This is a genomic window from Streptomyces sp. NBC_00223, from assembly GCF_036199905.1.
Classification (GTDB): domain Bacteria; phylum Actinomycetota; class Actinomycetes; order Streptomycetales; family Streptomycetaceae; genus Actinacidiphila.
This window is the reverse complement of the sequence record NZ_CP108109.1, coordinates 5,350,073-5,374,531: the sequence shown is the minus strand read 5'-3', so window position 1 is coordinate 5,374,531 and position 24,459 is coordinate 5,350,073. Positions and strand designations below refer to the sequence as shown.

19 protein-coding genes and 1 pseudogene are annotated in these 24,459 nt (G+C 73.2%); 9 read left to right on the top strand and 11 right to left on the bottom strand.

The features are described 5' to 3' along the window. Positions 1-207: 207 nt before the first annotated feature. Both OHA30_RS22875 and xylA read right to left on the bottom strand, forming a co-directional pair. On the bottom strand, positions 208-1,689 hold the full coding sequence (locus tag OHA30_RS22875; protein ID WP_328915726.1) for an ABC transporter permease: 1,482 nt from the start codon (positions 1,687-1,689) through the stop codon (positions 208-210). Positions 1,690-1,989: 300 nt separating this feature from the next. Next, complete coding sequence (xylA, locus tag OHA30_RS22870) at positions 1,990-3,171, bottom strand: xylose isomerase (protein WP_328915725.1); 1,182 nt, start codon at positions 3,169-3,171, stop codon at positions 1,990-1,992. Between the two features lie 103 nt (positions 3,172-3,274). Between xylA and xylB the strand changes: the two genes are divergently transcribed. Continuing rightward, a complete protein-coding gene (xylB, locus tag OHA30_RS22865; protein ID WP_328915724.1) occupies positions 3,275-4,705 on the top strand; it encodes a xylulokinase in 1,431 nt (476 codons plus the stop codon). A 200-nt stretch (positions 4,706-4,905) separates the two neighbouring features. Next, entirely contained in the window at positions 4,906-6,054 is a 1,149-nt protein-coding gene (locus OHA30_RS22860) for an ROK family transcriptional regulator (protein ID WP_328917957.1), read from the top strand. A 49-nt stretch (positions 6,055-6,103) separates the two neighbouring features. On the opposite strand, the gene OHA30_RS22855 is transcribed toward OHA30_RS22860, so the two are convergent. Further along, positions 6,104-7,432, bottom strand: a complete 1,329-nt coding sequence (locus tag OHA30_RS22855; protein ID WP_328915723.1) for a L,D-transpeptidase — start codon at positions 7,430-7,432, stop codon at positions 6,104-6,106. A 272-nt stretch (positions 7,433-7,704) separates the two neighbouring features. Further along, positions 7,705-8,154: a hypothetical protein gene (locus OHA30_RS22850; protein ID WP_328915722.1), complete on the bottom strand. Its 450-nt coding sequence runs from the start codon at positions 8,152-8,154 to the stop codon at positions 7,705-7,707. Between the two features lie 131 nt (positions 8,155-8,285). On the opposite strand from OHA30_RS22850, the gene OHA30_RS22845 reads away from it, so the two are divergent. Then, positions 8,286-8,555, top strand: a complete 270-nt coding sequence (locus OHA30_RS22845) for a hypothetical protein (protein WP_328915721.1) — start codon at positions 8,286-8,288, stop codon at positions 8,553-8,555. Between the two features lie 32 nt (positions 8,556-8,587). On the opposite strand, the gene hutH is transcribed toward OHA30_RS22845, so the two are convergent. The 5 genes and pseudogenes from hutH to OHA30_RS22820 all read right to left on the bottom strand — a co-directional run. Then, positions 8,588-10,153 carry a histidine ammonia-lyase gene (hutH, locus tag OHA30_RS22840; RefSeq protein ID WP_328915720.1) on the bottom strand — a complete coding sequence of 522 codons (1,566 nt, stop codon included), beginning with the start codon at positions 10,151-10,153 and terminating at the stop codon, positions 8,588-8,590. A gap of 992 nt (positions 10,154-11,145) precedes the next feature. Continuing rightward, the gene (locus OHA30_RS22835; RefSeq protein ID WP_328915719.1) at positions 11,146-12,300 is read right to left on the bottom strand and encodes a GGDEF domain-containing protein; all 1,155 of its coding nucleotides are present in this window, start codon (positions 12,298-12,300) and stop codon (positions 11,146-11,148) included. Between the two features lie 102 nt (positions 12,301-12,402). Further along, positions 12,403-13,206: an enoyl-CoA hydratase/isomerase family protein gene (locus OHA30_RS22830; protein WP_328915718.1), complete on the bottom strand. Its 804-nt coding sequence runs from the start codon at positions 13,204-13,206 to the stop codon at positions 12,403-12,405. A gap of 931 nt (positions 13,207-14,137) precedes the next feature. Further along, entirely contained in the window at positions 14,138-15,469 is a 1,332-nt protein-coding gene (locus OHA30_RS22825) for an adenylate/guanylate cyclase domain-containing protein (protein WP_328915717.1), read from the bottom strand. A 268-nt stretch (positions 15,470-15,737) separates the two neighbouring features. After that, positions 15,738-16,589, bottom strand: a pseudogene (locus tag OHA30_RS22820) (biotin--[acetyl-CoA-carboxylase] ligase); the annotation flags it as partial. Between the two features lie 204 nt (positions 16,590-16,793). Between OHA30_RS22820 and OHA30_RS22815 the strand changes: the two are divergent. The 4 genes from OHA30_RS22815 (at position 16,794) to OHA30_RS22800 (ending at position 19,637) form a co-directional block, all read left to right on the top strand. Next, complete coding sequence (locus OHA30_RS22815; RefSeq protein WP_328915716.1) at positions 16,794-18,383, top strand: acyl-CoA carboxylase subunit beta; 1,590 nt, start codon at positions 16,794-16,796, stop codon at positions 18,381-18,383. A gap of 21 nt (positions 18,384-18,404) precedes the next feature. After that, positions 18,405-18,623, top strand: coding sequence for an acyl-CoA carboxylase subunit epsilon (locus tag OHA30_RS22810; RefSeq protein ID WP_405785408.1), 219 nt, complete (start codon positions 18,405-18,407; stop codon positions 18,621-18,623). 84 nt (positions 18,624-18,707) lie between these two features. Beyond that, positions 18,708-18,842, top strand: a complete 135-nt coding sequence (gene mmpB / locus OHA30_RS22805; protein WP_328915715.1) for a morphogenic membrane protein MmpB — start codon at positions 18,708-18,710, stop codon at positions 18,840-18,842. Positions 18,843-19,031: 189 nt separating this feature from the next. Then, positions 19,032-19,637 carry a Maf family protein gene (locus OHA30_RS22800; RefSeq protein WP_328915714.1) on the top strand — a complete coding sequence of 202 codons (606 nt, stop codon included), beginning with the start codon at positions 19,032-19,034 and terminating at the stop codon, positions 19,635-19,637. On the opposite strand, the gene OHA30_RS22795 is transcribed toward OHA30_RS22800, so the two are convergent. After that, on the bottom strand, positions 19,618-20,043 hold the full coding sequence (locus OHA30_RS22795; RefSeq protein ID WP_328915713.1) for a hypothetical protein: 426 nt from the start codon (positions 20,041-20,043) through the stop codon (positions 19,618-19,620). The genes OHA30_RS22800 and OHA30_RS22795 overlap by 20 nt on opposite strands. A gap of 391 nt (positions 20,044-20,434) precedes the next feature. On the opposite strand from OHA30_RS22795, the gene OHA30_RS22790 reads away from it, so the two are divergent. Then, complete coding sequence (locus OHA30_RS22790) at positions 20,435-22,192, top strand: acetyl/propionyl/methylcrotonyl-CoA carboxylase subunit alpha (RefSeq protein ID WP_328915712.1); 1,758 nt, start codon at positions 20,435-20,437, stop codon at positions 22,190-22,192. A gap of 91 nt (positions 22,193-22,283) precedes the next feature. Here OHA30_RS22790 and OHA30_RS22785 read toward each other — a convergent pair whose 3' ends face one another. Continuing rightward, a complete protein-coding gene (locus OHA30_RS22785; RefSeq protein WP_328915711.1) occupies positions 22,284-23,717 on the bottom strand; it encodes an MFS transporter in 1,434 nt (477 codons plus the stop codon). 114 nt (positions 23,718-23,831) lie between these two features. On the opposite strand from OHA30_RS22785, the gene OHA30_RS22780 reads away from it, so the two are divergent. Beyond that, positions 23,832-24,437, top strand: coding sequence for a TetR/AcrR family transcriptional regulator (locus tag OHA30_RS22780; protein ID WP_328915710.1), 606 nt, complete (start codon positions 23,832-23,834; stop codon positions 24,435-24,437). Positions 24,438-24,459 lie beyond the last annotated feature (22 nt).

Below are 24,459 nucleotides of genomic sequence, written 5' to 3'. Positions count from 1 at the left end.
GCGCCGGGCGGACAAGGGCGGTACGACGCCGGGCACGGGCCGTTCGACACCGGGCAGGGGCCGTACGGGGGCCAACGGACTTGAGCGGTACGGGAGTCGGCGGATGCGAGCGGTACGGAGGCCGGCGGCCCCGGCCCGTACCGGCGCGCCGACCGGCCCAGGCCGTACGGACCTCGACGCCGCCGACACCTCACGCCCGGCGCCCGCTTACTCGACGCGGCGCAACGCGTCCGCCGGCCGCAGCCGCGACGCCCGCCAGCCGCCGAACGTCCCGGCGATCAGGCCACCGCCGAGCGCGAGCCCGACGGCCAGCACGATGGTCCCGACGGACACGGGCGCGCTGAGCGCGATGTCGAGCGTCTTGGCGGCGGCCTCCCGCGGCCCTCCGCCGGGCCCGCCGCCGAAGCCGCCCGAGCCGCCCGAGCCGCCCAGGCCGGCGCCCGAGCCGCCCCCGCCCCCGCCGAGCTGCGCGCTGAGCGTCGGGCTGATCGCGGTGACCGTGTACGCGCCCGCGAGCCCGAGGGCGATACCGAGCGCGCCGCCGATCAGACCGTTGACCAGGGCCTCGCCCATGACCTGCCGGGTGACCCGGCCGCTCTTCCAGCCGAGCGCCTTGAGCGTGCCGAACTCCCGTACCCGTCGGCTGACCGCCGAGGAGGTCAGCAGTCCGGCGACGAGGAAGGCGGCGATGAGGACGGCGATGGACAGCCACTTGCCGACGTTCGAGGCGAGCGAGGACGCCGTGGACAGCGAGCCGGAGACCGTGGAGGCGAGGTCCGCCGAGGTGGTCACCGTCGTGCCCGGGACGTTCTGCTGGATCGCCGTCTTGACCGCGGCGATCCGCTTGGAGTCGGACGCCTTGACGTAGACCGTGGTGACCTTGTCCGTGGAGCCGGAGAGCGTCTGGGCCTGCTTGAGCGGCAGGTAGACATCGGCCGCCGCGTCTCCGCTGTCGGCGGTGGCGACGCCGATGACCTTGTACTTCACGCTCTTGACGGTGAGCGTCGAGCCGACCTTGAGCTTGTGCTGCTCGGCGTAGGCGGAGTCGACGACGGCCACCTCGGCGTTCGACTGGGCCGAGGTGAAGGTCGTGCCCGAGGTGATCCCCGAGGAGGTCAGCGGGCCGAGCCCGAGGTCGGCGACGTCCACGCCGTAGACGGAGTAGCTGTTGACGTCGAACTGGGCGCCGCCGCCCTTGACTTCGCCCTGCGGGGTCTGCGCGGTCTGCGGGGCGCCGCCGGGACCGCGGGACGTACCGCCCTCGCGCTGCTGGAACTGGCCCGGGGTGAAGGAGCCGTCGATCTTCATGACCCGCAGCGAGAGTCCGCCGACGGCGTCGGCGACGTGTCGTTGCGCGCCGACCTTGCCGACGACCGACGAGGCCAGCGTCTGGAAGCCCTGGACGGTGACCAGGTCACTGCTCTGCGCGGCGCCGTCCGCCTTGGCGTCGAAGTTGAACTGCGGGCGGCCCGTGGCGCCCGAACCCGGCGCGGCCGCCGCCTTGGTGACCGTCATGTCGGTGCCGAGTCCGTAGAGCGACTGGAGCACCTTGCCCTGCGCCCGGCTCATGCCGGACGAGACGGAGTCGACGGTGATGACGAGCCCGATGCCGAGCGCGAGGCCCAGCGCGACGACCAGGGCGGCCTTGCGCCGGCGGCGCAACTCGCGCCGGAGATACGTGAAGAACATCCGAATCCTCGTGGTGGCAGGGGGTGGAGGGGACGCGGGTGAGGTTCGCGTCCACCTCCACCCCGCTGCCGCGCAACGCTAGGAATCGGCAATGACGTTGTGGTGAGGCGGGTGTGAGAGGGCAGTGAGAACGAAAGCGTGGAAATGACACGCGGGTGAGTTTCCGTTCGGACCCGCCATGAACAGGCTCACCACGGGTGGTTCACAGCCCTCTCCCAGCTCCGTCCGGAATGCTGGCGCGGCGGCTACCGCGCGCAAAGCACCCCGAGCACCCCGGAAGCACCCCTCGGCGACTACGACTTACCGCGCGCCGAGCAGGTGGTCCATCGCCAGCTGGTCGAGGTGCTCGAAGCCCATCCCGCGGGCCGCGGCGGCCTCCGGGTCGAAGTCCTCGAACGCGCCGCGGTCCGCGAGCAGCCCGGCCAGCGTCTCGCCCTCGCCGAGCGTGGGCTGCGCCAGCTCGTGCAGCCGGGACGCGCGCAGCGCCTCCTGCACCTCGGGGTCGGCGCGGAAGGCCGCGGACCGCTCCTTGAGGATCAGGTAGTTGCGCATGCAGCCGGCCGCCGACGCCCACACGCCCTCGGTGTCCTCGGTACGCGGCGGCTTGAAGTCGAAGTGCCGCGGGCCCTCGTAGCCGGCGCTCTCCAGCAGGTCGACCAGCCAGAAGGCGGAACGCAGGTCGCCGGCGCCGAAGCGCAGGTCCTGGTCGTACTTGATGCCGGTCTGGCCGTTGAGGTCGATGTGGAAGAGCTTGCCGTGCCACAGCGCCTGGGCGATGCCGTGCGGGAAGTTCAGCCCGGCCATCTGCTCGTGGCCGACCTCGGGGTTGACGCCGACGAGCTCGGGGCGGGCCAGCTCGTTGATGAACGCCAGCGCGTGGCCGACGGTCGGCAGCAGGATGTCGCCGCGCGGCTCGTTCGGCTTGGGCTCGACGGCGAACCGCAGGTCGTAGCCCTGCTCGGTCACGTAGTCGCCGAGGATGTCGAAGGCTTCCTTCATCCGGTCCAGCGCGGCCCGTACGTCCTTGGCGGCGCCGGACTCCGCGCCCTCACGGCCGCCCCAGGCGACATAGACCTTGGCGCCCAGCTCGACGGCCAGGTCGATGTTGCGGATGGTCTTGCGCAGCGCGAAGCGGCGGACGTCCCGGTCGTTCGCGGTGAAGGCGCCGTCCTTGAAGACGGGGTGGGTGAAGAGGTTGGTCGTGGCCATCGGGACGGTCAGGCCGGTGCTGTCCAGCGCCTGCCGGAAGCGCTTGATGTGGCCGTCGCGCTCGGCGTCGGAGGACCCGAAGGGGATCAGGTCGTCGTCGTGGAAGGTCACGCCGTACGCGCCCAGCTCGGCCAGCCGGTTGACGGACTCGACCGGGTCGAGCGGCGCGCGCGTGGCGTCGCCGAACGGGTCGCGGCCCTGCCAGCCGACCGTCCACAGGCCGAAGGTGAACTTGTGCTCGGGGGCCGGGGTGAGGTGGGTCTCGGAAGTCATGGGGGTCGGCTCCTATTCGTCAGACTGTTGAACAAATTAGTATGCGAGACCGATGATGGGAAGTGGCAACCTCCGAAGGACCTCCAGAAAGGACCGGGATCACATGGCGGCACAGGGGTCGGACGGACCCGTCGTACTCGGCGTCGACAGCTCCACGCAGTCCACCAAGGTGCTGGCGGTCGACGTCGCCAGCGGAGCCGTACTGGCGTCCGGGCAGGCCCCGCACACAGTCAGCACGGGCGCGGGGCGCGAGACCGACCCCGAGGTCTGGTGGCAGGCGCTGGAGTCGGCGCTCGGGCAGATCGGCGACTACGCGGCCCGCGCCGAGGCGGTCTCGGTCGGCGGCCAGCAGCACGGCCTGGTCGTGCTCGACGGACAGGGCCGGGCGCTGCGGCCCTCCCTGCTCTGGAACGACGTACGGTCCGCGCCGCAGGCCGCCGCGCTGGTCGAACGGCACGGCGCCCAGTGGTGGGCCGACCGCTTCGGCTCGGTGCCGGGCGCCAGCTTCACGATCTCCAAGTGGGCCTGGCTGGCCGAGCACGAACCGGAGGTGGCCGCCGCCGCGAAGGGCGTACGGCTCCCCCACGACTTCCTCACCGAACGGCTCTCCGGCGCCGCGGTCACCGACCGCGGGGACGTGTCGGGCACGGGCTGGTGGCGCTCGGACACCGAGGAGTACGACGAGACGCTGCTGTCCGCGGCCGGTCTCGACCCCGAGCTGCTGCCGGCCGTGCTCGGGCCCGGTCAGGCGGCCGGGACCGTAAGGGACGGGCTGCCGCTGCGCGCGGGCGCCCTGGTCGGCGCCGGGACCGGTGACAACGCGGCCGCCGCGCTCGGCCTCGGGCTCACCCCCGGCCAGGCCGTGCTGAGCCTCGGCACGTCGGGCACGGTGTACGCGGTCGCCCGGCGGCGGCCGACGGACGCCACGGGTACGGTCGCCGGGTTCGCCGCGGCCGACGGCGGCTGGCTGCCGCTGGCCTGCACGCTGAACTGCACGCTCGCGGTCGACAAGGTGGCCGCGCTGCTCGGCCGCGACCGCGAGGAGGTCGAGCCCGGCGGCTCGGTCGCCTTCCTCCCCTTCCTCGACGGGGAGCGCACCCCCAACCTCCCTTACGCCTCGGGGCTGTTGACCGGGCTGCGGCACGAGACGACCGCGGGCCAGATCCTCCAGGGCGCGTACGACGGGGCCGTGTTCGCGCTGCTGGCCGCGCTCGACGAGGTGCTGGCGGTGGACGGGACCGCCGACCCGGCTAAGGCGGAGCCGCTGCTGCTCATCGGGGGCGGGGCGCGGGGAGCCGCGTGGCTGCGTACGGTGCTGAGGCTTTCGGGGCGTGCCGTACGGGTGCCCGCCGCGCGGGAGTTGGTGGCACTCGGGGCGGCGGCGCAGGCCGCTGCGCTGGTGACGGGGGAGGCGGCGGTGGAGGTCGCCGCGCGCTGGGCGACGACGGAGGGGGCGGTGCATCAGGCTGTCCCGCGCGACGACGAGACGCTCGCACGCCTGGCGTCGGCTCTTCCCCTGGCGTCGGCACGCTAGCGCCCACTGCGTGGGGCTCTGTTTCCCCGCCCGCCCCGGTTGTGCGAGCCGAACAGCCGCCGACAGGCGGGCGGGCGAGGCAGGTGCGGGGGGCCGCGGCCACATACTGGAGGCGGCGGCGAGGACAAGCGAAAGGTGACTCCGTGACCAAACGCACAGGCGCCCAATCCGCCCTGCGCCACCGCAACCTCGCCCTGGTCATGCAAGCCCTCGCCGCGGGCGACAGCCTCACCAGAGCCACCACCGCCGCGCAGATCGGCCTCACCCGGGCCACCGTCTCGACGCTCGTGGACGAACTCCTCGCCGCCGGCCTGCTGGAGGAGCGCGGCGCGCAGCGCCCCGGCACGGTCGGCCGCCCTGGCACCGCCCTCGCCCTGAGCACGACAGGCCCCGCGGGCGTCGGCGCGGAGATCGGCGTCGACCACCTCGCCGCGTGCGTGGTCGATCTGCGCGGCGAGGTCCGCTGCCGCGCCGAGGCCCCCTCGGCGAACCGCGGCCGGCCCGCGCCCTCGGTCCTCGCGGAACTCGCCGGGCTGACCGCCCGGGTCACCGCGGAGGCCCGGGAGAAGCGGCTGCACCCGGTCGGTACGACGGTCGCCGTCCCCGGCCTGGTCGGCCACGACCGCGGCACCGTCCTGCGCGCCCCCAACCTCGGCTGGGAGAACGTCGACGTGGCGGCGGCCCTCGCCCAGGACACGGACGAGGCCGTCGGCGTCATCGAGGTCGAGAACGAGGCGAATCTCGGCGCGCTGGCCGAACTCTGGCTCGGCGGCCACGCCACCCGCACCGGCCGGATCGCCGACTTCGTCCATGTCTCGGCCGAGATCGGCATCGGCGCCGCCCTCGTCGTGGAGGGCCGGCTGTTCCGCGGTGCCCGAGGCTTCGCGGGCGAGCTGGGCCATGTCCCCGTACGGCCGGACGGCCCGCTGTGCTCGTGCGGCGCCCACGGCTGCCTGGAGACGTACGCGGGCGAGAAGGCCCTGCTCAGGGCGGCGGGATCGGGAAGCCCCACGGCGTTGCGCACCGCCGCGGCGGCCGGTGACCCCGCGGCCGTGCGCGCCCTGGAAGAGGCCGGCGCCGCCCTGGGCATCGCCCTGAGCGGCGCGGTGAATCTGCTCGACCCGCAGGCCGTGGTGGTCGGCGGCCCGCTGGCGGACCTGGCCCCCTGGCTGCTGCCGGGCGTCCGCCGTGAGCTGGCCGACCGCGTCACCGACCGCCAGTGGCGGCCGGAGGACGTGGTCACCTCACGCCTCGGCCGTGACGGCGTCCTGCGCGGCGCGGCCTACAGCGCCGTACGGACGGTGCTCGACGATCCGGGGAGCTGGATACACAAACCCGATGAGGGCTGACGGGCTGACCGGCTGAGCGGGACCTGCGGAGCCGCTACCAGCGGACCCGTTACAGCGCGGACCCGGCCAACCACGCGCTCCACGACATGTTCCAGCCGTTGAGCCCGTTGTCCGGCTGGACCGTACGGTCCTTGGAGTCCTTGACGATCACGACGTCGCCGGTCATCGAGTGGTCGAAGAACCAGGCGGCGGGCGTGTTCGGGTCGTTGCCGCCCTTGGTGTCGCTCAGCCCGATGCAGCCGTGGCTGGTGTTGACCTTGCCGAAGATCGACGGGTCACCCCAGTAGTTGCCGTGGATGAACGTCCCGGAGCTGCTCAGCCGCATGGCGTGCGGCACGTCGGGGATGTCGTACTCGCCCTTGCCGTCGTCGTCGGTGAAGCCGACCGTGGCCCCGTTCATCCGGGTGGTCTTGTCCTTCTCCGAGATCACCATCTGGCCGTTGTACGTGCTGTGGCCGTCCGCGCCCGCGGAGACGGGCAGGGTCCTGATCACCTGGCCGTCGCGGACGACGGTCATCAGGTCGGTCCTGGTGTCGACCGTGGAGACCTGGGAGCGGCCCACGTCGAAGCTGACCGTCTTGTTCTGCACGCCGTACGTGGCGGGCGCGCCCTCGACACCGCTGAGCCGCAGGGTCAGGGAGACATGCGAGCCGGCCTGCCAGTACTGCTGCGGCCGCAGGTCGAGCCGGGTGGAGCTGAACCAGTGGCCGACGACCTGCTGACCGCTGCTGGACTGCACGATCACGGCCCGCTGCACGGCGGCCCGGTCGGCGTTCGATATCGCCTTGTTGAAGTTGATCGAGACCGGCATGCCCACGCCGACGGTCGAGCCGTCCTCGGGGGTGAAGTAGCCGACGAAGGTGTCGACGGCGGAGGCGGTCGCGAAGGTGGCGTTCGTGGCGGCGGGCCGGCCGTGGGAGTCGGTGGCGGCAGCAGCGATCGTGTACTGGGTGCCGCGGGCCAGCGTGACGTCCGGCTTCCAGCTGGTGCGGTCGGCGGAGATGGACCCGGCGATCCGGTGGCCGGTGGCCTTGGACGTCATGGTGACGGAGGTCAGGGTGCCGCCGGTGACGGTGACCTTGGCGCCGTTCGCCACCCTCGCCTGGGTGGTGCCCGCCTTCGGCGAGATGGTGATCTTCGCGTCCGAGGTGTGCTTGGCGGCGTTCGCGTCCTCGCGGGCCTGGGCCTTCTTCTCCGCGGTGGCGGTGGCCGAGGGCGAGGGCGAGGGCGAGGGCGAGGGCGAGGAGGGGGAGGGGGAAGGCGAGGAGGAGGTCGGGGACGTCCCGCTCGCGGTGGTGGGCGACGAGGAGGTCGCGGCCTTCCCCTCGGCGCCGCCCCCGCTGTGCCCGCAGGCCGTGAGCGCGACCGTGCCCCCCATCAGCACCGCGATCGCCGTGAGCGTACGGCGACGGGTGAACAGGGACCTCGGGTTACGAGGGGCGGGTGTGGGAGCTTTTCCGTTTTGGGGCGGAGTCACACATCTCTCCAATGACCTGGGGTCGCCCACGGGGGTACGCGAGCTTCGTCCGTACCCATGGAAACAGGCTCGGCCGCGGTTACGTCCCCTCATGCCGGAATTGTGGGCTTTACCACGCGCGACGCCCCCGGCGAAATCAGGCCGGGGGCGCCGCGTCCGTGCAGGTCAGAGGCTTATGGCCGCCAGCCCTCGGCATTGAGGCGGGTACGCTCCGAACGTTCGTCCGAATCGAGATCGTCCAGTTCCGGATCGTCCTCGTCCGGATCGTCGTCCGAGTCGTCGTCCGAGTCGTCGTCCGAGTCGTCGGCGTCAGGGTTCCACTCCTCGTCGGGGTCGTACTCGGTGTGGGCGCACGACCAGGACGCCTGGACCAGCTCGACGCCCGGGACGCGGGTGATCAGGTCGGCGGGGTCCACGAGGTACGCCAGCGCCTCCGACTCGTCGCTCCCGACGGCCGCCTCGGCGTGGCCGCGCTCGCGCGCGGGCATCGCGGTGTCGGCCCCGATGCGGGCGAGGGCCGCCGAGCGCAGTTCCGCGGCGCCGGACACCTCCAGCACCAGTTCGGCCTGTAGCCGTACGTACCGCGGGCCGCTGTCGCCGCGGGGAATCTCAGTAGTGCTCATGGCACGGAGAGTAAGCGGCCCCGACCCCGCTTCCCACGAGCCACACCAAGTCACTACGATCGGCTCCCACGGTCAAGTCGCCCACCTCCCCCCAGTGCCCACGCCCTGGGAGGCACCCTCAGGGAGATCCGTTGGCATCGTCCCGCCCTTATGTCGCCGCCGCGGCCGCCGCCGTGCTCGCCGCGCTGTACTTCGTCCCCTCCGCGTCCGCCAGCCCGGACCGGCCGGCCGCCGCGCGTCCGGCCTCGGCGACCACGCAGTCCACCGGGGAGTTCGGCCTGGCCGACACCGGCGCCGTCGACACCACGCCGTATCTGATCGGTGGGGCGGCGTTCCTGGTGGCCGGCGCGGGCCTGGTGCTCAACGCCGGCCGCCGCGCCCGGGAGAACGCCGCCGCCTGACGGACCGTCACGGCGTAACGGTCCCCGGGCGCTCACGCCAGCGGTCCGGTGACCTTCTCGGCCGCCCGGACCAGGGCGCCTTCCCGTACGAAGGTGTGGGCCGCCTCCAGATCCGGCGTCAGGAAGCGGTCCCGGCCGGAGCCGGGGACGCCCGCATCCCGTACGGCCGCGAGCACCGCCGCCGTGGCCGGGGCCGGGCGCAGTTCGCTGCCCGTGGTCCTGATCTCCAGCGCGCGGGTGGCCGTGTACAGCTCGATGGCGATGATCCGGGCCAGGTTGTCCACGGCGGTACGGAGCTTGCGCGCGGCCGACCAGCCCATGGAGACATGGTCCTCCTGCATCGCGGAGGACGGGATCGAGTCGACCGACGCGGGGACCGCCAGCCGCTTCAACTCGCTGACCAGCGCGGCCTGGGTGTACTGAGCGATCATCAGACCGGAGTCCACGCCCGGGTCGTCGGCGAGGAACGGCGGCAGGCCGTGCGAACGGTTCCGGTCGAGCAGCCGGTCGGTACGGCGTTCGGTGATGGAGCCCAGGTCGGCGGCGGCGATGGCGAGGAAGTCCAGGACGTAACCGACGGGCGCGCCGTGGAAGTTGCCGTTCGACTCGACCCGGCCGCCGTCGGGGCCGTCGATCAGCACGACCGGGTTGTCGATGGCGGCGGCGAGTTCGCGGTCGGCGACCAGCCGGGCGTGCGCGAGGGTGTCCCGGCCGGCGCCCGCCACCTGGGGGGCGCAGCGCACGGAGTACGCGTCCTGCACGCGCGGGGCGTCGTCCTGGTGATGGCCGGTCAGGCCGGAACCCTCAAGGACCCGGCGCATGTTCTCGGCGCTGGCGGCCTGGCCGGGGTGCGGGCGGATGGTGTGCAGTTCGGGCGCGAGCACCTTGGCGGTGCCGAGCAGCGCCTCCAGGGTGAGGGCGGCGGTGATGTCGGCGGCGGTGAAGAGGTTCGCCAGGTCGGCGCAGGCCATCACGAGCATGCCGAGCATGCCGTCGGTGCCGTTGATGAGGGCCAGGCCCTCCTTCTCGCGCAGCTCGACCGGCTCGATGCCGTGTTCGGCGAGGAGTTCGGCGGCCGGGCGGACCGTACCGTCGGGACCCTCCGCCTCGCCCTCGCCCATGAGCACGAGGGCGCAGTGCGCGAGGGGGGCGAGGTCGCCGGAGCAGCCGAGCGAGCCGTACTCGTGGACGACGGGGGTGATGCCCGCGTTGAGCACGGCGGCCATCGTCTCGGCGACGACGGGACGGACGCCGGTACGGCCGGAGGCGAGGGTCTTGAGCCGCAGGAACATCAGCGCGCGGACGACCTCGCGCTCGACCCGCGGGCCCATGCCGGCGGCGTGCGAGCGGACGAGGCTGCGCTGGAGCTGGGCGCGCAGTTCCGGGCTGATGTGACGGACGGCCAGGGCGCCGAAGCCGGTCGAGACGCCGTAGACCGGTTCCGGCTTGGCCGCGAGGGCTTCGATCACGGCCCGGGCGGCGCCGATGCTCGCGAGGGCTTCGGCGCCCAGCACGACGGTCGCGTCCTGGCGGGCCACGGCGAGGACGTCCTCGGCAACGGCTCCCTGGGTGCTCAGCACCACGTTCTGCATATTCATATTCACGCACCCTAGGCACTGAAGCCTTTCCTGTCACTGCTCCCCTTCCCCGAACACGGCAGCTCCCCCCAGCGCCCGGGGTCGGTACACGGCGCCCGGGGGCGGTAAGCGGCGGCCGGGGTCGGTACGCGGCGGCCGGGAGCCTAGCCCGGTGCGGCGCGGGCCCGGTGGCCCGGGGCCCGGTGCGCGGGGCGCGGGGCGCGGGGCCCGGTGCGCGGGGCCCGGTGCGCGGGCCTGGGCGCAGCCCGGACCAATCCCGCCGCGACGGTGAGCAACCACCCTCACGCGAACCGGCGGCGCCCAACCCGCCGATCCCGCCGCCACGGCACCGCCGAACACCGCCATCCCAACTGAGCACCGCCGCGGCGGAAAAAGCGCGGCCCCCCGCCAGGGGCCAAGCGGCCCCGGGGCACCCGGATCCCCGGGCGCGACAGATGACCCGACCGCCGCGAGCGGTGCACGGTCATGACGAACACCCGCCCGTCGACCCGGGCGCAGCCCGGACCAATCCCGCCGCGACGGCGAGCAACCAGACTCAGGTGGACCGGCGGTGCCGAACCCGCCGAACCCGCCGCCACGGCGGAACAAAGGCGCGGCCCCCGCCAGGGGCAAGGCGGCCCGGGGGGCACCCGGATCGCCGGGCGCGACAGATGACCCGACCGCCGAAGGCGCGCGGAGCCGCCGCGAGCGGTGCACGGTCATGACGAACACCCGCCCGTCGACCCGGGCGCAGCCCGGACCAATCCCGCCGCAACGGCGAGCAACCGGACTCAGGCGGACCGGCGGTGCCGAACCCGCCGATCCCGCCGCCACGGCACCGCCGAACACCGCCATCCCAACTGAGCACCGCCGCGGCGGAAAAAGCGCAGCCCCCGCCAGGGGCGAAGCGGCCCCGGAGCACCCGGATCCCCGGGCGCGACGGATGACCCGACCGCCGGCAGGCCGTGCGCGGCCCGGGGCCGGGACGATGGCTGAACGCGCGACCCGCAGGGTCAAGTGCGGCGGCCGCGGAGGGTGCGGCGCTCGCCCTCGCCGGGGGCCGGCGGGGAATCGGCGAGCCGGACCACCGGGTCCTGCGCCCCCTCCTCCCCGGCCACCACGGGATGCCCGGCCCGGAGGGCCTTCGCCCGGTACTGCGCCGCGTCCGCAAGACGGAACAGCCGCCGGGCCGACCGTACGGGCCCGATCTCGACCCCCGTGGACGCGACCCCGCAGGCCACCCCCTCGCCGACGTCCAACTCGGCCGCCCTGCGGCACAGTTCGTCGGCCGCGTGAATCACCTCCGCCGGCTTCTGCCCGACCGCGACGATGCAGAACTCGTCACCCCCGAGCCGAGCCGCCAGGCTCCCCGGCAGCGTCGCCCCGCACAGCGACAGCAGCGAGCCGAACCGTTCCAGCAGCCGGTCGCCCACCGCGTGTCCGAGCTGGTCGTTCACCTTCTTCAGGCCGTTCAGGTCGCACACCACGAGGCTGACCACGACGCCCTCCACCCGGTGCCGCTCCAGCGCCTCGTCCAGACGTACGTCGACCGCGCGCCGGTTGCCCAGGCCGGTCAGCGGATCGGTGAAGGCCAGCCGCTGCACCTCGGCGAGCCGCTCGGTCTGGACGATCCCGGCGGCGATCAGCGCGGCCAGCACCGCCGCGAAGTCCGCGTCCTCCCGCTCGAAGCCGGGCGCGCCCTTACGGCGGGCCACGTACAGCTCCCCCCACGCCCGCCCGTGCAGAACGATCGGCGCGACCGCGCAACTCCCGCGCCCGCGCCGCCGCAGCGCCGCCGCCCGCCCCCAACTGCTGCCGCCGGGCGACGTGCCCGTACCCTCCGCGGTCTCCACCCACCCGTGCGGTTCGCCGCCGCCGGCCCACGTGCCGTGCAGGAATTCGGCGATCTCCGGGAAGTCGTGCACGGAGTACGACTCGTCGGCCGGTTCCGGCTCCTCGCCGGGCGCGAGGTCACCGTCGTTGACCAGGACCCGCAGCCGGCCCGTCTCGCGCTCCCACAGCGAGATCGCGGCGAAGGAGCCGCCCATCGCGAGCCGCGCCCGGCGCGCGCCGGCCCGTACCGTGGCCTGCGGCGTCTGGGCGGTCGCGAGTTCCTGCGCGAGTTCGACGACCGCTCGCAGCCGAAGATCGGCCGTCCCGTCCACCATCTCCCCAGGCTAGGGATGTTTGCGCCGGATCGGGCGCTGAATGCTCCGAACGGGGTCGGGTCCGCGCGTCCTGCGCCCCTGCTCCCGGCCCGGGCGGCGCCCCTACTCCCCCGGCCAGTCCGGGGTCCGCTTCTCGTTGAACGCGGCGACGCCCTCGGCCCGGTCGCCGGAGAAGGCGGTGGTACGCCAGGCCGCGTCCTCGACCTCAAGCCCTGCCCGCAGGTCGAGCCCCTGGCCCAGCCGCAGGGCGCGCTTGGCCGCGCGCAGGCCGACGGGCGAGTTCGCGGCGATACGGGTGGCGAGGTCGAGCGCCGTACGGCCGTCCTCCCCCTCGGGGGCGAGCTGGTCGACCAGGCCGAGGCTCAGCGCTTCCTCGGCGCGGACCCGGCGGGCGGTGAAGATCAGCTCGGCGGCTCGGGCGGCGCCGACCCGGCGGGGCAGCAGCTGCGTACCGCCGCCGCCGGGGATCACCCCGACGGAGACCTCGGGCAGGCCGACCACGGCGGTCGGGTCCGCGACGATCAGGTCGCAGGCGAGGGCGAGTTCGAAGCCGCCGCCGAGGGCGAAGCCGTGCACGGCGGCGATCGTGGGCATGGGGAGGTCGAGTACGCCGGTGTACGCGGCGCGGGTGCGGGGGCGCTGGCGGCGCAGGTCGGCGTCGGTGAAGGAGTTGCGTTCCTTGAGGTCGGCGCCCACGCAGAACGCTCGGTCGCTGGACGAGGTGAGGACGGTCGCGCTGACGGTGGGGTCGGCGGCGAGGTCGGCGCAGGCGGTGGCCAAGGCGTCGGCCATCGCGGTGGAGACGGCGTTCATCGCCTGGGGGCGGTCCATGACGAGTTCCGCCACGCGGGTGGCGTGGCGTCGTACCGCTACGAAGTCCCCGTACCGCTGCTCCACCGTACTCACCCTCCGGTTAACGCCCGTAAACCAACGCGGGCCATCCTCCCACGCCCCACCCCAGCCCCCCAGCCCGGGGCCACCCCGCGACGGCGGGCCCAGCCCGAAAAACCCCGCCGAGACGGCAAGCAACCCTCGAACCGACAGCGGGCGCAGCCCGAAAGAATCCCGCCGCGACGGCGAGCAACCACACTCACGCAGACCGGCGGTACCAAACCCACCGACCCCGTCGGCACGGCACCGCCGAACACCGCCGTCCCGGCCGACCGCCGCTGCGGCGGAAAGGGGGGCAGACCCCACGCCCGCTGCGGCGGAAAGGCGACATCGGCCGGGCCGTACGGCCCCCGCGGCAGCGGGCCGGGGCGGATGCCCCGCCAACTTCTCGGGCCCAGCCCGAAGAACCCCGCCGAGACGGCAAGCAACCCTCGAACCGACAGCGGGCACAGCCCGAAAGAATCCCGCCGCGACGGCGAGCAACCACACTCACGCCAACCGGCGGTGCCAAACCCACCGACCCCGTCGGCACGGCACCGCCGAACACCGCCATCCCGGCCAGCCACCGCTGCGGCGGAAAGGGGGGCAGGCCCCCACGCCCGCCGCGATGACAAGCGAGGCCGGGGGCGGACGCCCTCACGCCCCGGGCGTAGCCCGAAAAGACCCGCCGCGACGGCGAGCAACCACACACACGCACACCGGCGGTACCAAACCCACCGAACCCGTCAGCATGGCACCGCCGACAACCGCCATCCCGGCCGACCGCCGCTGCGGCGGAAAAGGAGGCTCCCGTCAGGGCACGTGGCGGCTGCGGGCGCGCGAAGAGAACCCGGCCCGGGCCGGAGGCCAGACGCACGCGACATCCGGGCGCGCGGAGAGGACCGGGCCCGGGCCGGAGGCCGGGCGCACGTGGCGTCCGGGCGCGCGAAGAGGACCGGGCCGGAGGCTAGGGGCGGCGGGTGAGGAGCCAGGGCTCCACCACGCCGAGCCCCCGCACCGGCCTCCTCCACATCGGCTGAAGAGCGAACCTGTACTTCTCCGTGCTCGACGCGTCCACATCCGCCTCAGAGACCGGCGCCTCGCCCGCCTCGCCGAGCGCCACCGCGAAGTCCCCGTCCACCAGCACCGCGTCCCGCGGTGCTATGGACGTCAGCCGGGAAGCCAGATTCACCGTCGTACCGAACACATCGCCCATCCGGGTGGTGACCGTCCCGAACGCCATCCCCACCCGCAGCGCCGGCATCGTCTGGTCCCCGGTCATCGTCTCGATGAGCCGTATCCCGATCTCCGCCGCCGTCCCGGGGTCGTCGGCGACGTACAGCACCTCGTCGCCGAGCGTCTTGATCAGGCGCCCCCCGTACGCCGCGACCTGATCCGCCGCGGTCGTCTCGAACGCCTCGACCAGCTCGCCCAGTTCCTCCTCCTCAAGGCGCCGGGTCAGCCGGGTGAAGCCCACGAGATCGGCGAAGCCGACCGCGAGCCGCCGGTCCACGGCCTCCTCGTCGTCGGACTGGACGACCCTGCTGGTCGCGGCGGCCACCTGGCGCCGCCAGACGTAGATGAGGAACTCCTCCAGCTCCGGCAGGAGGAGTTCGACCAGCGGATACGCCACTTCCGCCCGCGTCATCCCCGGCTCGGGCGGCTCCGTGAGGCCCTCCAGGAAGGAGTCGGTCTGCCAGTCGGCCAGCCGCGCCGTGGTCTGCCCGGTGGAACGGGCCACCTGGATCGCCATCGACTCGCTGAGCAGCCCCGCCTCGACCAGACCGGCCAGCCGCCGCAGGGCGAGTACGTCCGCCTCGGTGAGCGCCCTGGCCTGGCCGATGTCGGCGAAGCCCATCGCCCGCCAGAAACGGGCGGCCAGGTCCATCGAGACACCGGCCGTACGGGCGGCCTGGAAGGGGGTGTAGCGGCGGGGCGCGCCGAGGATCAGCTGTTCCAGCCGGAGGGCGAGCGGGTGCTCCCCGGAGTCCGGCTCACCTGGCTCACCTGGCTCACCGGGATCAGAACCGTCGGCCGGGTCACCGGACCCGGCGTCCGCTCCCCCGCCGCCGGACGCCCCGCGCCCGGAGTCGCCGGAAGCGGCGCTCCCGCGCTCAGGACCGTCGGCTGTGTCACCGGTCGGGGCATCGGTCGTGTCACCGGCCGGTTCGCCGAAGCCCGTACCCCCCTGCTCCGGGCCACCGGAACCCGCGCTGTCGGGATCGCCTCCGTCACGGTCCGGGTCTGTGCCCGGATCCGAGGTGAACGGCTCGTTCGGCGGGGGGCTGTCGTGATCCACGATTACCGCCCGGCCCCTGAAAAGTCCCTGCGCACAGCCCTTCCGATCATCGAGACGACGCAGCCCCTCAAACGATACGGCAGGTGTGCCCTGGCTCACTCCCGTCCGTCGCTCAGTCCCGCTGTTCGGACCGCCCGTCCGCCCCGGCAGACCCGCCCGACCCCCCGGAACCGCCGGAACCGGCAGAACCCCCCGCGTCCCCCGGCCCCCCGAACCCGGCGGGACCGCCCGACCCGGACCCGGCAGGGCCCGCCGAACCCCCGGGCCCGGCCGGCCGCAGATGGACGACGTCCCCCGCCCCCACCGCCCGCTCCCCTTCCGGCCCGGCGATGACGAGCCTGCCGTCGCCGTCCACGGCCACCGCCGTCCCCGCCAGCTCCCCGCCGCCCGGCAGCTCGGCCCGCACCTGCCGGCCGAGCGTGGCGCACCCGGCCGCGTAGGTCTGCTGGAGCCGGGAGAGCGCCGGGTCGCCGCCCGCCTCCCGCCAGGCCCCGTACCAGTCGGCGATCGACCGCAGCACGGCCCGCAGCAGCGGGTCCCGGTCGGTGCCCTGCGCCCCGGCGAGGGCGAGCGACGCGGCGGTCGGCACCGGGAGTTCCGCGGCCCGCAGCGACACATTGAGCCCGATGCCGATCACCACGGCGTCGGCCCCGACCCGCTCCGCGAGGATCCCGCCGGTCTTGCGCTCCTCGCCGTCCACGGTGACCAGCAGGTCATTGGGCCATTTGAGTGCTGTGTCCACCCCGGCGGCCCGGGACAGCGCGACCGCCGTCGCCACCCCGGCGAGCAGCGGCAGCCAGCCCCAGCGGTGCACCGGCACCGGACCGCCGCCGACGGCGGCGCCCGGCCGCAGCAGCACCGAGAAGAAGAGCCCGGACCTGGCGGGCGCCGTCCACCGCCGGTCGAGCCGCCCTCGCCCCGCGGTCTGCTCCTCGGCGACGAGCACCGCACCCTCGGGCGCTCCTCGCTCGGCCCGCGCGGCCAGGTCGACATTGGTCGAGCCGGTCGCCTCCACCACGTCGAGCGAGGTCCACAGCGTCTGCGGGAGGACCACCGCCCTGCGCAGCGCTGCGGCGTTGAGCGGCGGGCGTTCCAGGTCGGACCAGCGGCTGTGCGTCATGTCCTCACCCTACGAGCCCGCCGGTCAAGGCCGGGCAGTGTGGCGAACGCCGCAGTGCCCGTACCCGAGAGTCGCCACTACGCTACGGAAGCAGCGTTACTCGCCGGTCACGTACGAGTGAACGCGGTATGCCCACCCCGTACGGAACCCCCGTGCGGCAACGGAAAAGCACGATCCGCCGCCGAGAGCAGGAGAGCCGCCTCCATGGCCGAGCCGGAGTACGACATCCACACGACCGCGGGGAAGCTCGCCGATCTGCGCCGCCGTATCGAGGAGGCGACGCACGCGGGCTCCCGGCGCGCGGTCGAGAAGCAGCATGCCAAGGGCAAGCTGACCGCCCGGGAGCGGATCGAACTGCTCCTGGACGACGGGTCGTTCACCGAACTCGACGAACTCGCCCGGCACCGCTCGACCAACTTCGGTCTTGAGGCCAACCGCCCTTACGGCGACGGTGTGGTCACCGGCTACGGCACGGTCGAGGGCCGGCCGGTGGCCGTCTTCTCCCAGGACTTCACCGTGTTCGGCGGCGCGCTCGGCGAGGTCTACGGCGAGAAGATCGTCAAGGTGATGGACTTCGCGCTCAAGACCGGCTGCCCGGTCATCGGCATCAACGACTCCGGCGGCGCCCGCATCCAGGAGGGCGTCACCTCTCTCGGCATGTACGGCGAGATCTTCCGCCGCAACACCCATGCCTCCGGGGTGATCCCGCAGATCAGCCTGATCGTCGGCCCGTGCGCGGGCGGCGCGGTCTACTCCCCGGCGATCACCGACTTCGTGGTGATGGTCGATCAGACCTCGCACATGTTCATCACCGGGCCCGATGTCATCAAGACGGTGACCGGTGAGGACGTGGGCATGGAGGAGCTGGGCGGCGCCCGCACCCACAACACGACCTCCGGCAACGCCCACCATCTGTCGGGCGACGAGAAGGACGCCTTCGAGTACGTCAAGGCGCTGCTGTCCTACCTCCCGAGCAACAACCTGGAGGAGGCGCCCGCCTTCCCGGCCGAGGCGGACCTGGCCGTCACCGACGAGGACCTGGAACTCGACACGCTGATCCCGGACTCGGCGAACCAGCCCTACGACATGCACCAGGTCATCGAGCACATCCTCGACGACGCCGAATTCCTGGAGACGCAGGCGCTTTTCGCACCGAACATCATCACCGGCCTCGGGCGTATCGAGGGCAGGCCGGTGGGCGTGGTCGCCAACCAGCCGCTGCAGTTCGCGGGCTGTCTGGACATCAACGCCTCGGAAAAGGCGGCGCGTTTCGTGCGGACCTGCGACAGCTTCAACATCCCCGTGGTCACTTTCGTCGACGTCCCCGGATTCCTCCCCGGCACCAGTCAGGAGTGGGACGGCATCATTCGTCGTGGTGCCAAATTGATCTACGCGTACGCCGAGGCCACAGTTCCGCTGATCACGATCATCACCCGAAAGGCGTACGGCGGCGCGTACGACGTCATGGGCTCCAAGCACCTCGGCGCGGACCTCAACCTGGCCTGGCCCACCGCCCAGATCGCGGTCATGGGCGCCCAGGGGGCCGTCAACATCCTGCACCGCAGGACCCTCGCGGCCGCGCAGACCCCGCAGGAGGCCGAGGAGCTGCGGCAGCAGCTGATCACGGACTACGAGGACACGCTGCTCAACCCCTACATCGCGGCCGAGCGCGGCTATGTGGACGCCGTCATCGCGCCCTCGAAGACCCGCGCCCAGCTGGTCAAGGCGCTGCGGACGCTGCGCAACAAGCGCGAGAGCCTGCCGCCGAAGAAGCACGGCAACATCCCGCTGTAGAGCCGCCGGAGGAGCGCGCACATGATGATCAAGGTGGAGCGGGGACGACCGACCCCGGAGGAGCTCGCGGCCGTCGTGGCCCTCGTCCAGGCGCGGGCCGCGGCGCTGGAACCCCGCGCCGACGGCCCGCGCCGCCCGGCCCCCTGGTCCGACCCGGCCCGTACGGTGCCGCGGGCCGCGGCCCATGCCGTCCCCCGTCCGGGGCCGGCCGCGTGGCGTACCTCGGTGTGGCCCGCGTAAACCACCGGTACGGGTGAGGTTGTTGTTCCGTTTCTGAGTACGGGTACTCAGGCGCGGGCCGCGCCGGGCCGGGACGCTGGACGCATGCTGTGGTCGGACCGCCAGCCGGAAGAGCCCCCCGAGGAGATGCGCCAGGCGCAGGCGATGCTGCGCCGGGCCATGCTGCTGATCGCGCTGGCCGCGGCCGTCGTGATGGCGGTCACGGCCTGGCGCGCCTGAGCGGGGGCTCCTTCGCGGTGACCGCGTCGGGGCGACGGCGGTGACTCGGCGCGTCTGAGCCGGGGGCCGCCACCGCAAGGGCAGGCGCCGCCGTGAGCCCGGCGCCCGGCCCCGGCGCCGTACGCCCGCCGCCGGCCCCGCCCCCGGGCCCCCAACCGCCGCCGCCCGCCCGGTCCCTACGATGTGCGGGTGACTTCCACCCGCGCCCTCGTGCTCGCCTCCGCCTCCCCCGCCCGCCTGGGACTGCTCCGCCAGGCCGGTCTCGACCCGCGCGTGCTGGTCTCCGGCGTCGACGAGGAGGCCGTCACCGCGCCCACTCCGGGCGAACTCGCCCGTGTGCTCGCCGAGGCGAAGGCGAAGGCGGTGGCCGGCGGCGACGGCCTGGACGGCAACGAGCTGGTGATCGGCTGCGACTCCGTGCTCGACCTGGACGGCAAGGCGCTGGGCAAGCCCGCGGACGCGGCCGAGGCCACCGCCCGCTGGCAGGCGATGCGCGGCCGCAGCGGGGTGCTGCGCACCGGGCACTGCGTGATCGACACGGCCACCGGCCGGCAGGTCTCGGCGACGGCCTCCACGACCGTACGGTTCGGCCGGCCAGACGACGCGGAGGTCGCCGCCTATGTGGCGAGCGGCGAACCGCTGTACGTGGCGGGCGCGTTCACCCTGGACGGCCGCTCGGCGCCCTTCATCGAGGGCGTGGACGGCGACCCGGGCAACGTCATCGGCCTTTCGCTGCCATTGCTGCGAGAACTGCTGGCCCAACTCGGCGTGCGGATCACTGATCTGTGGGGGTGAGCGCGGCGGGCGCCCGGTCCTCCGGCGCGTAGAGCAGCAGGGTGCCGACCAGCAGAGCGAGTATCACCATCAGCAGGGCGAACGCGGTCCAGCCGACGATCCCGACCACGATCGCGCCCACGACGCCCTGCACCACCGCGCAGACGATGAGCGCGATCCGTCCGGCCCGCCCGGCCGTCCGGTCCCGCAGCGCGATCCGGGCCACCAGCACCGCGCACACGACCAGGAAGAGTGCGAACAGCCCACCGCCCGCCCAGGATCCGGCGGCCATGGTGTCGGAGTCGAGCCCGCCGAGCGACATCTCCTGGTGCCGCACGGCCAGGCCCAGTACCCAGTTCACGCCGGCGATCGCGAGGGCTTCGAGCACGAGCACCACGGCCGTACCGGCGGCTATTCCTCTGCGCACGCGTTCCCCCTTCGGCCGACACTCCGGGGAATTCCCGGCCGTTACCCCCGGTACCCCGCCGCTCGCAGGCTACTCACCGGTACCGGCGACGGCAAGGGTGCGCGTCCAACCACCCGTCAGGGCGGACGCGTCGGCAAACTTTCCGCCCTCTCTTAGTGGGGTCCCCACAAAAGAACGCGGCTCGGGGGCGGAGACTTCGGCCCAGTTCGCGCCCGCGCCGGAGAGTGACACACATCGGCCGGATCGGGGCCTTACCGTGGACTGAGCAGGCGTTCACGGGCTCCTCGGGCCCGTGGATCACCCTCCGTGTGGGCAAGCTCACGTGCAGGGGTGCCTCGGCATCAAGTGTGGCCAGTACCTAAACTCGGCTTGTTCCAAGGAGGGAGCCATCGTGCGCAAGGTGCTCATCGCCAACCGCGGTGAAATCGCAGTCCGCGTCGCCCGTGCCTGCCGGGATGCCGGGATCGCCAGCGTAGCCGTCTACGCCGATCCGGATCGGGACGCGCTGCATGTCCGCGCGGCCGACGAGGCATACGCACTGGGCGGCGAGACCCCGGCGACCAGCTATCTGGACGTCACCAAGGTCCTGCTCGCCGCGGCCGAGTCGGGTGCCGACGCGGTCCATCCCGGCTACGGGTTCCTGTCGGAGAACGCGGAGTTCGCGCAGGCCGTGCTCGACGCCGGTCTGACGTGGATCGGCCCGCCCCCGCAGGCCATCCGCGACCTGGGCGACAAGGTGGCGGCCCGTCACATCGCCCAGCGCGCGGGCGCCCCGCTGGTGGCCGGCACGCCCGACCCGGTCTCGGGCGCGGAGGAGGTCGTGGCCTTCGCGAAGGAGCACGGCCTGCCGATCGCCATCAAGGCGGCCTTCGGCGGCGGCGGACGCGGCCTGAAGGTCGCCCGCACCCTGGAGGAGGTCCCCGAGCTGTACGACTCCGCGGTGCGCGAGGCGGTCGCCGCCTTCGGCCGCGGCGAGTGCTTCGTGGAGCGCTACCTGGACCGGCCGCGGCACGTGGAGACCCAGTGCCTGGCCGACACCCACGGCAACGTGGTGGTCGTCTCCACCCGTGACTGCTCGCTCCAGCGCCGCCACCAGAAGCTCGTGGAGGAGGCCCCCGCGCCCTTCCTGACCCAGGAGCAGAACGACCAGCTGTACGCCGCGTCCAAGGCGATCCTGCGCGAGGCGGGCTACGTCGGCGCGGGCACCTGTGAGTTCCTCGTCGGCCAGGACGGCACGATCTCCTTCCTTGAGGTCAACACCCGTCTCCAGGTGGAGCACCCGGTCACCGAGGAGGTCTCCGGCATCGACCTGGTCCGCGAGATGTTCCGGATCGCCGACGGCGAGAAGCTGGGCTACGACGATCCGCCGCTGCGCGGCCACTCCTTCGAGTTCCGGATCAACGGCGAGGACCCGGGCCGCAACTTCCTGCCCGCGCCCGGCACCGTCACCCGGTTCGACGCGCCCAGCGGCCCCGGCGTACGGCTGGACGCGGGCGTGGAGGCCGGCGCGGTGATCGGCCCGGCCTGGGACTCGCTGCTGGCCAAGCTGATCGTCACCGGCGCCACCCGTGAGCAGGCCCTCCAGCGGGCGGCCCGCGCGCTGGGCGAGTTCCATGTGGAGGGCATGGCCACGGCCATCCCGTTCCACCGCGCGGTCGTCGTCGACCCGGCGTTCGCGCCCGCCGAGGGGCCGTTCAGCATCCACACCCGGTGGATCGAGACCGAGTTCGTCAACACCATCCCGGCGTTCGCGGGCGCGGTGGCGGACGAGGAGGAGGCCGGGGGCCGCGAGACCGTGGTGGTCGAGGTCGGCGGCAAGCGCCTTGAGGTGTCGCTGCCCGCCTCGCTCGGCATGACGCTGGCCCGTACGGGCCTGGCCGCCGGTGCCAAGCCCAAGCGGCGGGCCGCCGCCAAGGCGAGCACGGCCGTCTCGGGTGACGCGCTGCCGTCGCCGATGCAGGGCACGATCGTCAAGGTCGCCGTCGAGGAGGGCCAGTCGGTGGCCGAGGGCGATCTGATCGTCGTCCTGGAGGCGATGAAGATGGAACAGCCGCTGAACGCCCACCGGTCGGGCACCGTGATCGGCCTCAAGGCGGAGGTCGGCTCCTCGGTCTCCTCCGGCGCGGTCATCTGCGAGATCAAGGACTGACCCGGGGGGCCTGACGCCCCGCGGACGACGACGCCGGTCGGGCTGGTCGAGGTTGACCAACCGGGCCGGCGTTCGTACGAAGAGCGGCCGGTCAGCCCACGACGGTCGGCCGCGGTGCCTTGAGGGAGAGCGCGAGCACCAGCGACAGGCCGGTGAAGACCGCGCCGAGGGTGAAGGCGGCGGTGGCGCCGTGGATGAACGGGTCGTGGTGCGCGTGCCGTGACACCGTGCCGAAGACGGTGACCAGGACCGAAAGACCGAGGCTGCCGCCGACCTGCTGCATCGTCTGGAGCAGCCCGGAGGCGGAGCCCGCGTCCTTGGGCCCGACCCCGGACAGGATGAAGGTGTTGAGCGGCATCATCGTCAGCCCGACACCGACGCCGATGAGGACCAGCGGGCCGAGGATGCCGCTCGCGTAGCCGTCGGAGGCGCTGAGCTGGGTGATCCAGACGGCGCCCGCGAGGTTGAGCAGCACCCCGGTGCTCGCCACCCGCTTGGCGCCGTACCTGGCCAGCGCGCGGGGCGCGGTCCTGGCGGCGACGAAGAGCGGCCCGGCCAGCGGCAGGAAGGCGAAGCCGGTACGCAGCGGGCTGTAGCCGAGATACGTCTGGAGATACTGGGTGGAGAAGTAGAAGACGCCGAACATGCCGGCCGGGACGAGCAGCATGATCCCGTACGCCAGCGCCCGGTTGCGGTTGGTGAACAGCCGCAGGACGACCAGCGGGCGCTCCACCCGCATCTCGTTGACCAGGAAGGACGCGAGCAGGGCGGCGGCGATCACGAAGGACGTCAGCGCGCGCGAGTCGGTCCAGCGGGACTCGCCGACCCGGATGAAGGCGTAGACGAGCGTGGCCATGCCGAGGGTGCCGGTGAGCGCGCCCGCGATGTCGAAGCGGCCGCCGCGGTGGCGTTCGGTCTCCTGGATGTAGCGGGGGGCGAGCAGCACGATGGCCACGCCGACCGGGATGTTGATGAAGAACACCCACCGCCAGGAGCCCCAGTCGGTGAGCATGCCGCCGACGGTGAGGCCGACCGCGGAACCGGCCCCGGCGACCGCGGAGAAGACGCTCAGCGCGCGGTTGCGGGCGGTGCCCTCGGCGAAGGTGGTGGCTATCAGGGCCAGGGTGCTGGGCGCGGCGAGCGCGGCGGCCGCGCCCTGGAGCCCGCGGGCGATCAGCAGGGTGGTGGCGTCGTTGGCGACGCCGCCCGCGATCGAGGCGACGGTGAAGGCGGCGACGCCCCAGATCAGCGCGGTGCGCCGGCCGATGAGGTCGCCGATCCGGCTGCCGAGCAGCAGCAGGCCGCCGAAGGCGAGGGTGTAGACGTTCAGCACCCAGGACATGCCGGTGGGTGAGAAGCCGAGGTGGACACCGATGCCGGGCAGGGCGACGTTCACCACAGTGGCGTCGAGCAGCAGCATCAACTGGGTACCGACAATGGCGGCGAGGGCGAAGAATGAATGCCTGCGAAGGGGGGACGGCAGGCGGGAGGTGCTGGTCAGGTCGCGCACGGCGTGCGTGGACATGGGGAGTGAGCCTCCAGCGGAGAGACAAACGGAGGGTGCCTCCGAAAACTATACGGAGACCACCTCCGGTTCTACAATCGCTTTTGGTGAACGCATCCCGGGAGGCAGGACGACATGCGGGCAGACGCGCAGCGCAACTACGACCGACTGCTGGAGGAGGCCAAGCAGGCCTTCATCGTGCACGGCACCGACGTCGCCCTTGAGGACATCGCCCGCCACGCCGGAGTCGGCATCGGCACGCTCTACCGGCACTTCCCCGACCGCTACACCCTGATGAACGCGGTCTTCGAGCAGGAGGTCGACGCGCTCACCGCCCGGGCCCGCGAGCTGACGGCCACCGAGGAGGACCCGGCGCTCGCCCTCACCAAGTGGCTGCACGCGGTGGCCGTGCACTCCACCGCCTACCGGGGGCTGGCCGCGGCGATCATGGAGGCGTCGGAGGTACGGATGCCCGAGTGCAAGTCCCTGCTGCGTTCGACCGGCGGCGCGCTGCTGTGGCGGGCGCAGGAGGCCGGGGCGATCAGAAGCGACGTCGAGATCGGCGACCTGCTCAAGATGACGTACGCGCTCGTGTCGGCCGCGGAGAAGAACCCGGAGGAGCACGGGCTGTTCGACCGCCTGATGTCACTGGCGGTCGACGGCATGCGGACCCGCGAGGGCACTCCGTGCGGGCACGCGCGGCCCTCGACGGCCGCCGCCGCGAGGGAGGCGGCCGTCTGAGGCCGGTGGCGGACACGCCGCC

Excerpts from the sequence above, each read along its gene's own strand:
- OHA30_RS22875 (WP_328915726.1), bottom strand. The coding sequence starts at position 1,689 with ATGTTCTTCACGTATCTCCGGCGCGAGTTGCGCCGCCGGCGCAAGGCC.
- xylA (WP_328915725.1), bottom strand. The coding sequence starts at position 3,171 with ATGACTTCCGAGACCCACCTCACCCCGGCCCCCGAGCACAAGTTCACC.
- xylB (WP_328915724.1), top strand. The coding sequence starts at position 3,275 with ATGGCGGCACAGGGGTCGGACGGACCCGTCGTACTCGGCGTCGACAGC.
- OHA30_RS22860 (WP_328917957.1), top strand. The coding sequence starts at position 4,906 with ATGCAAGCCCTCGCCGCGGGCGACAGCCTCACCAGAGCCACCACCGCC.
- OHA30_RS22855 (WP_328915723.1), bottom strand. The coding sequence starts at position 7,432 with ATGGGGGGCACGGTCGCGCTCACGGCCTGCGGGCACAGCGGGGGCGGC.
- OHA30_RS22850 (WP_328915722.1), bottom strand. The coding sequence starts at position 8,154 with ATGAGCACTACTGAGATTCCCCGCGGCGACAGCGGCCCGCGGTACGTA.
- hutH (WP_328915720.1), bottom strand. The coding sequence starts at position 10,153 with ATGAATATGCAGAACGTGGTGCTGAGCACCCAGGGAGCCGTTGCCGAG.
- OHA30_RS22835 (WP_328915719.1), bottom strand. The coding sequence starts at position 12,300 with ATGGTGGACGGGACGGCCGATCTTCGGCTGCGAGCGGTCGTCGAACTC.
- OHA30_RS22815 (WP_328915716.1), top strand. The coding sequence starts at position 16,794 with ATGGCCGAGCCGGAGTACGACATCCACACGACCGCGGGGAAGCTCGCC.
- OHA30_RS22810 (WP_405785408.1), top strand. The coding sequence starts at position 18,405 with ATGATGATCAAGGTGGAGCGGGGACGACCGACCCCGGAGGAGCTCGCG.
- mmpB (WP_328915715.1), top strand. The coding sequence starts at position 18,708 with ATGCTGTGGTCGGACCGCCAGCCGGAAGAGCCCCCCGAGGAGATGCGC.
- OHA30_RS22785 (WP_328915711.1), bottom strand. The coding sequence starts at position 23,717 with ATGTCCACGCACGCCGTGCGCGACCTGACCAGCACCTCCCGCCTGCCG.
- OHA30_RS22780 (WP_328915710.1), top strand. The coding sequence starts at position 23,832 with ATGCGGGCAGACGCGCAGCGCAACTACGACCGACTGCTGGAGGAGGCC.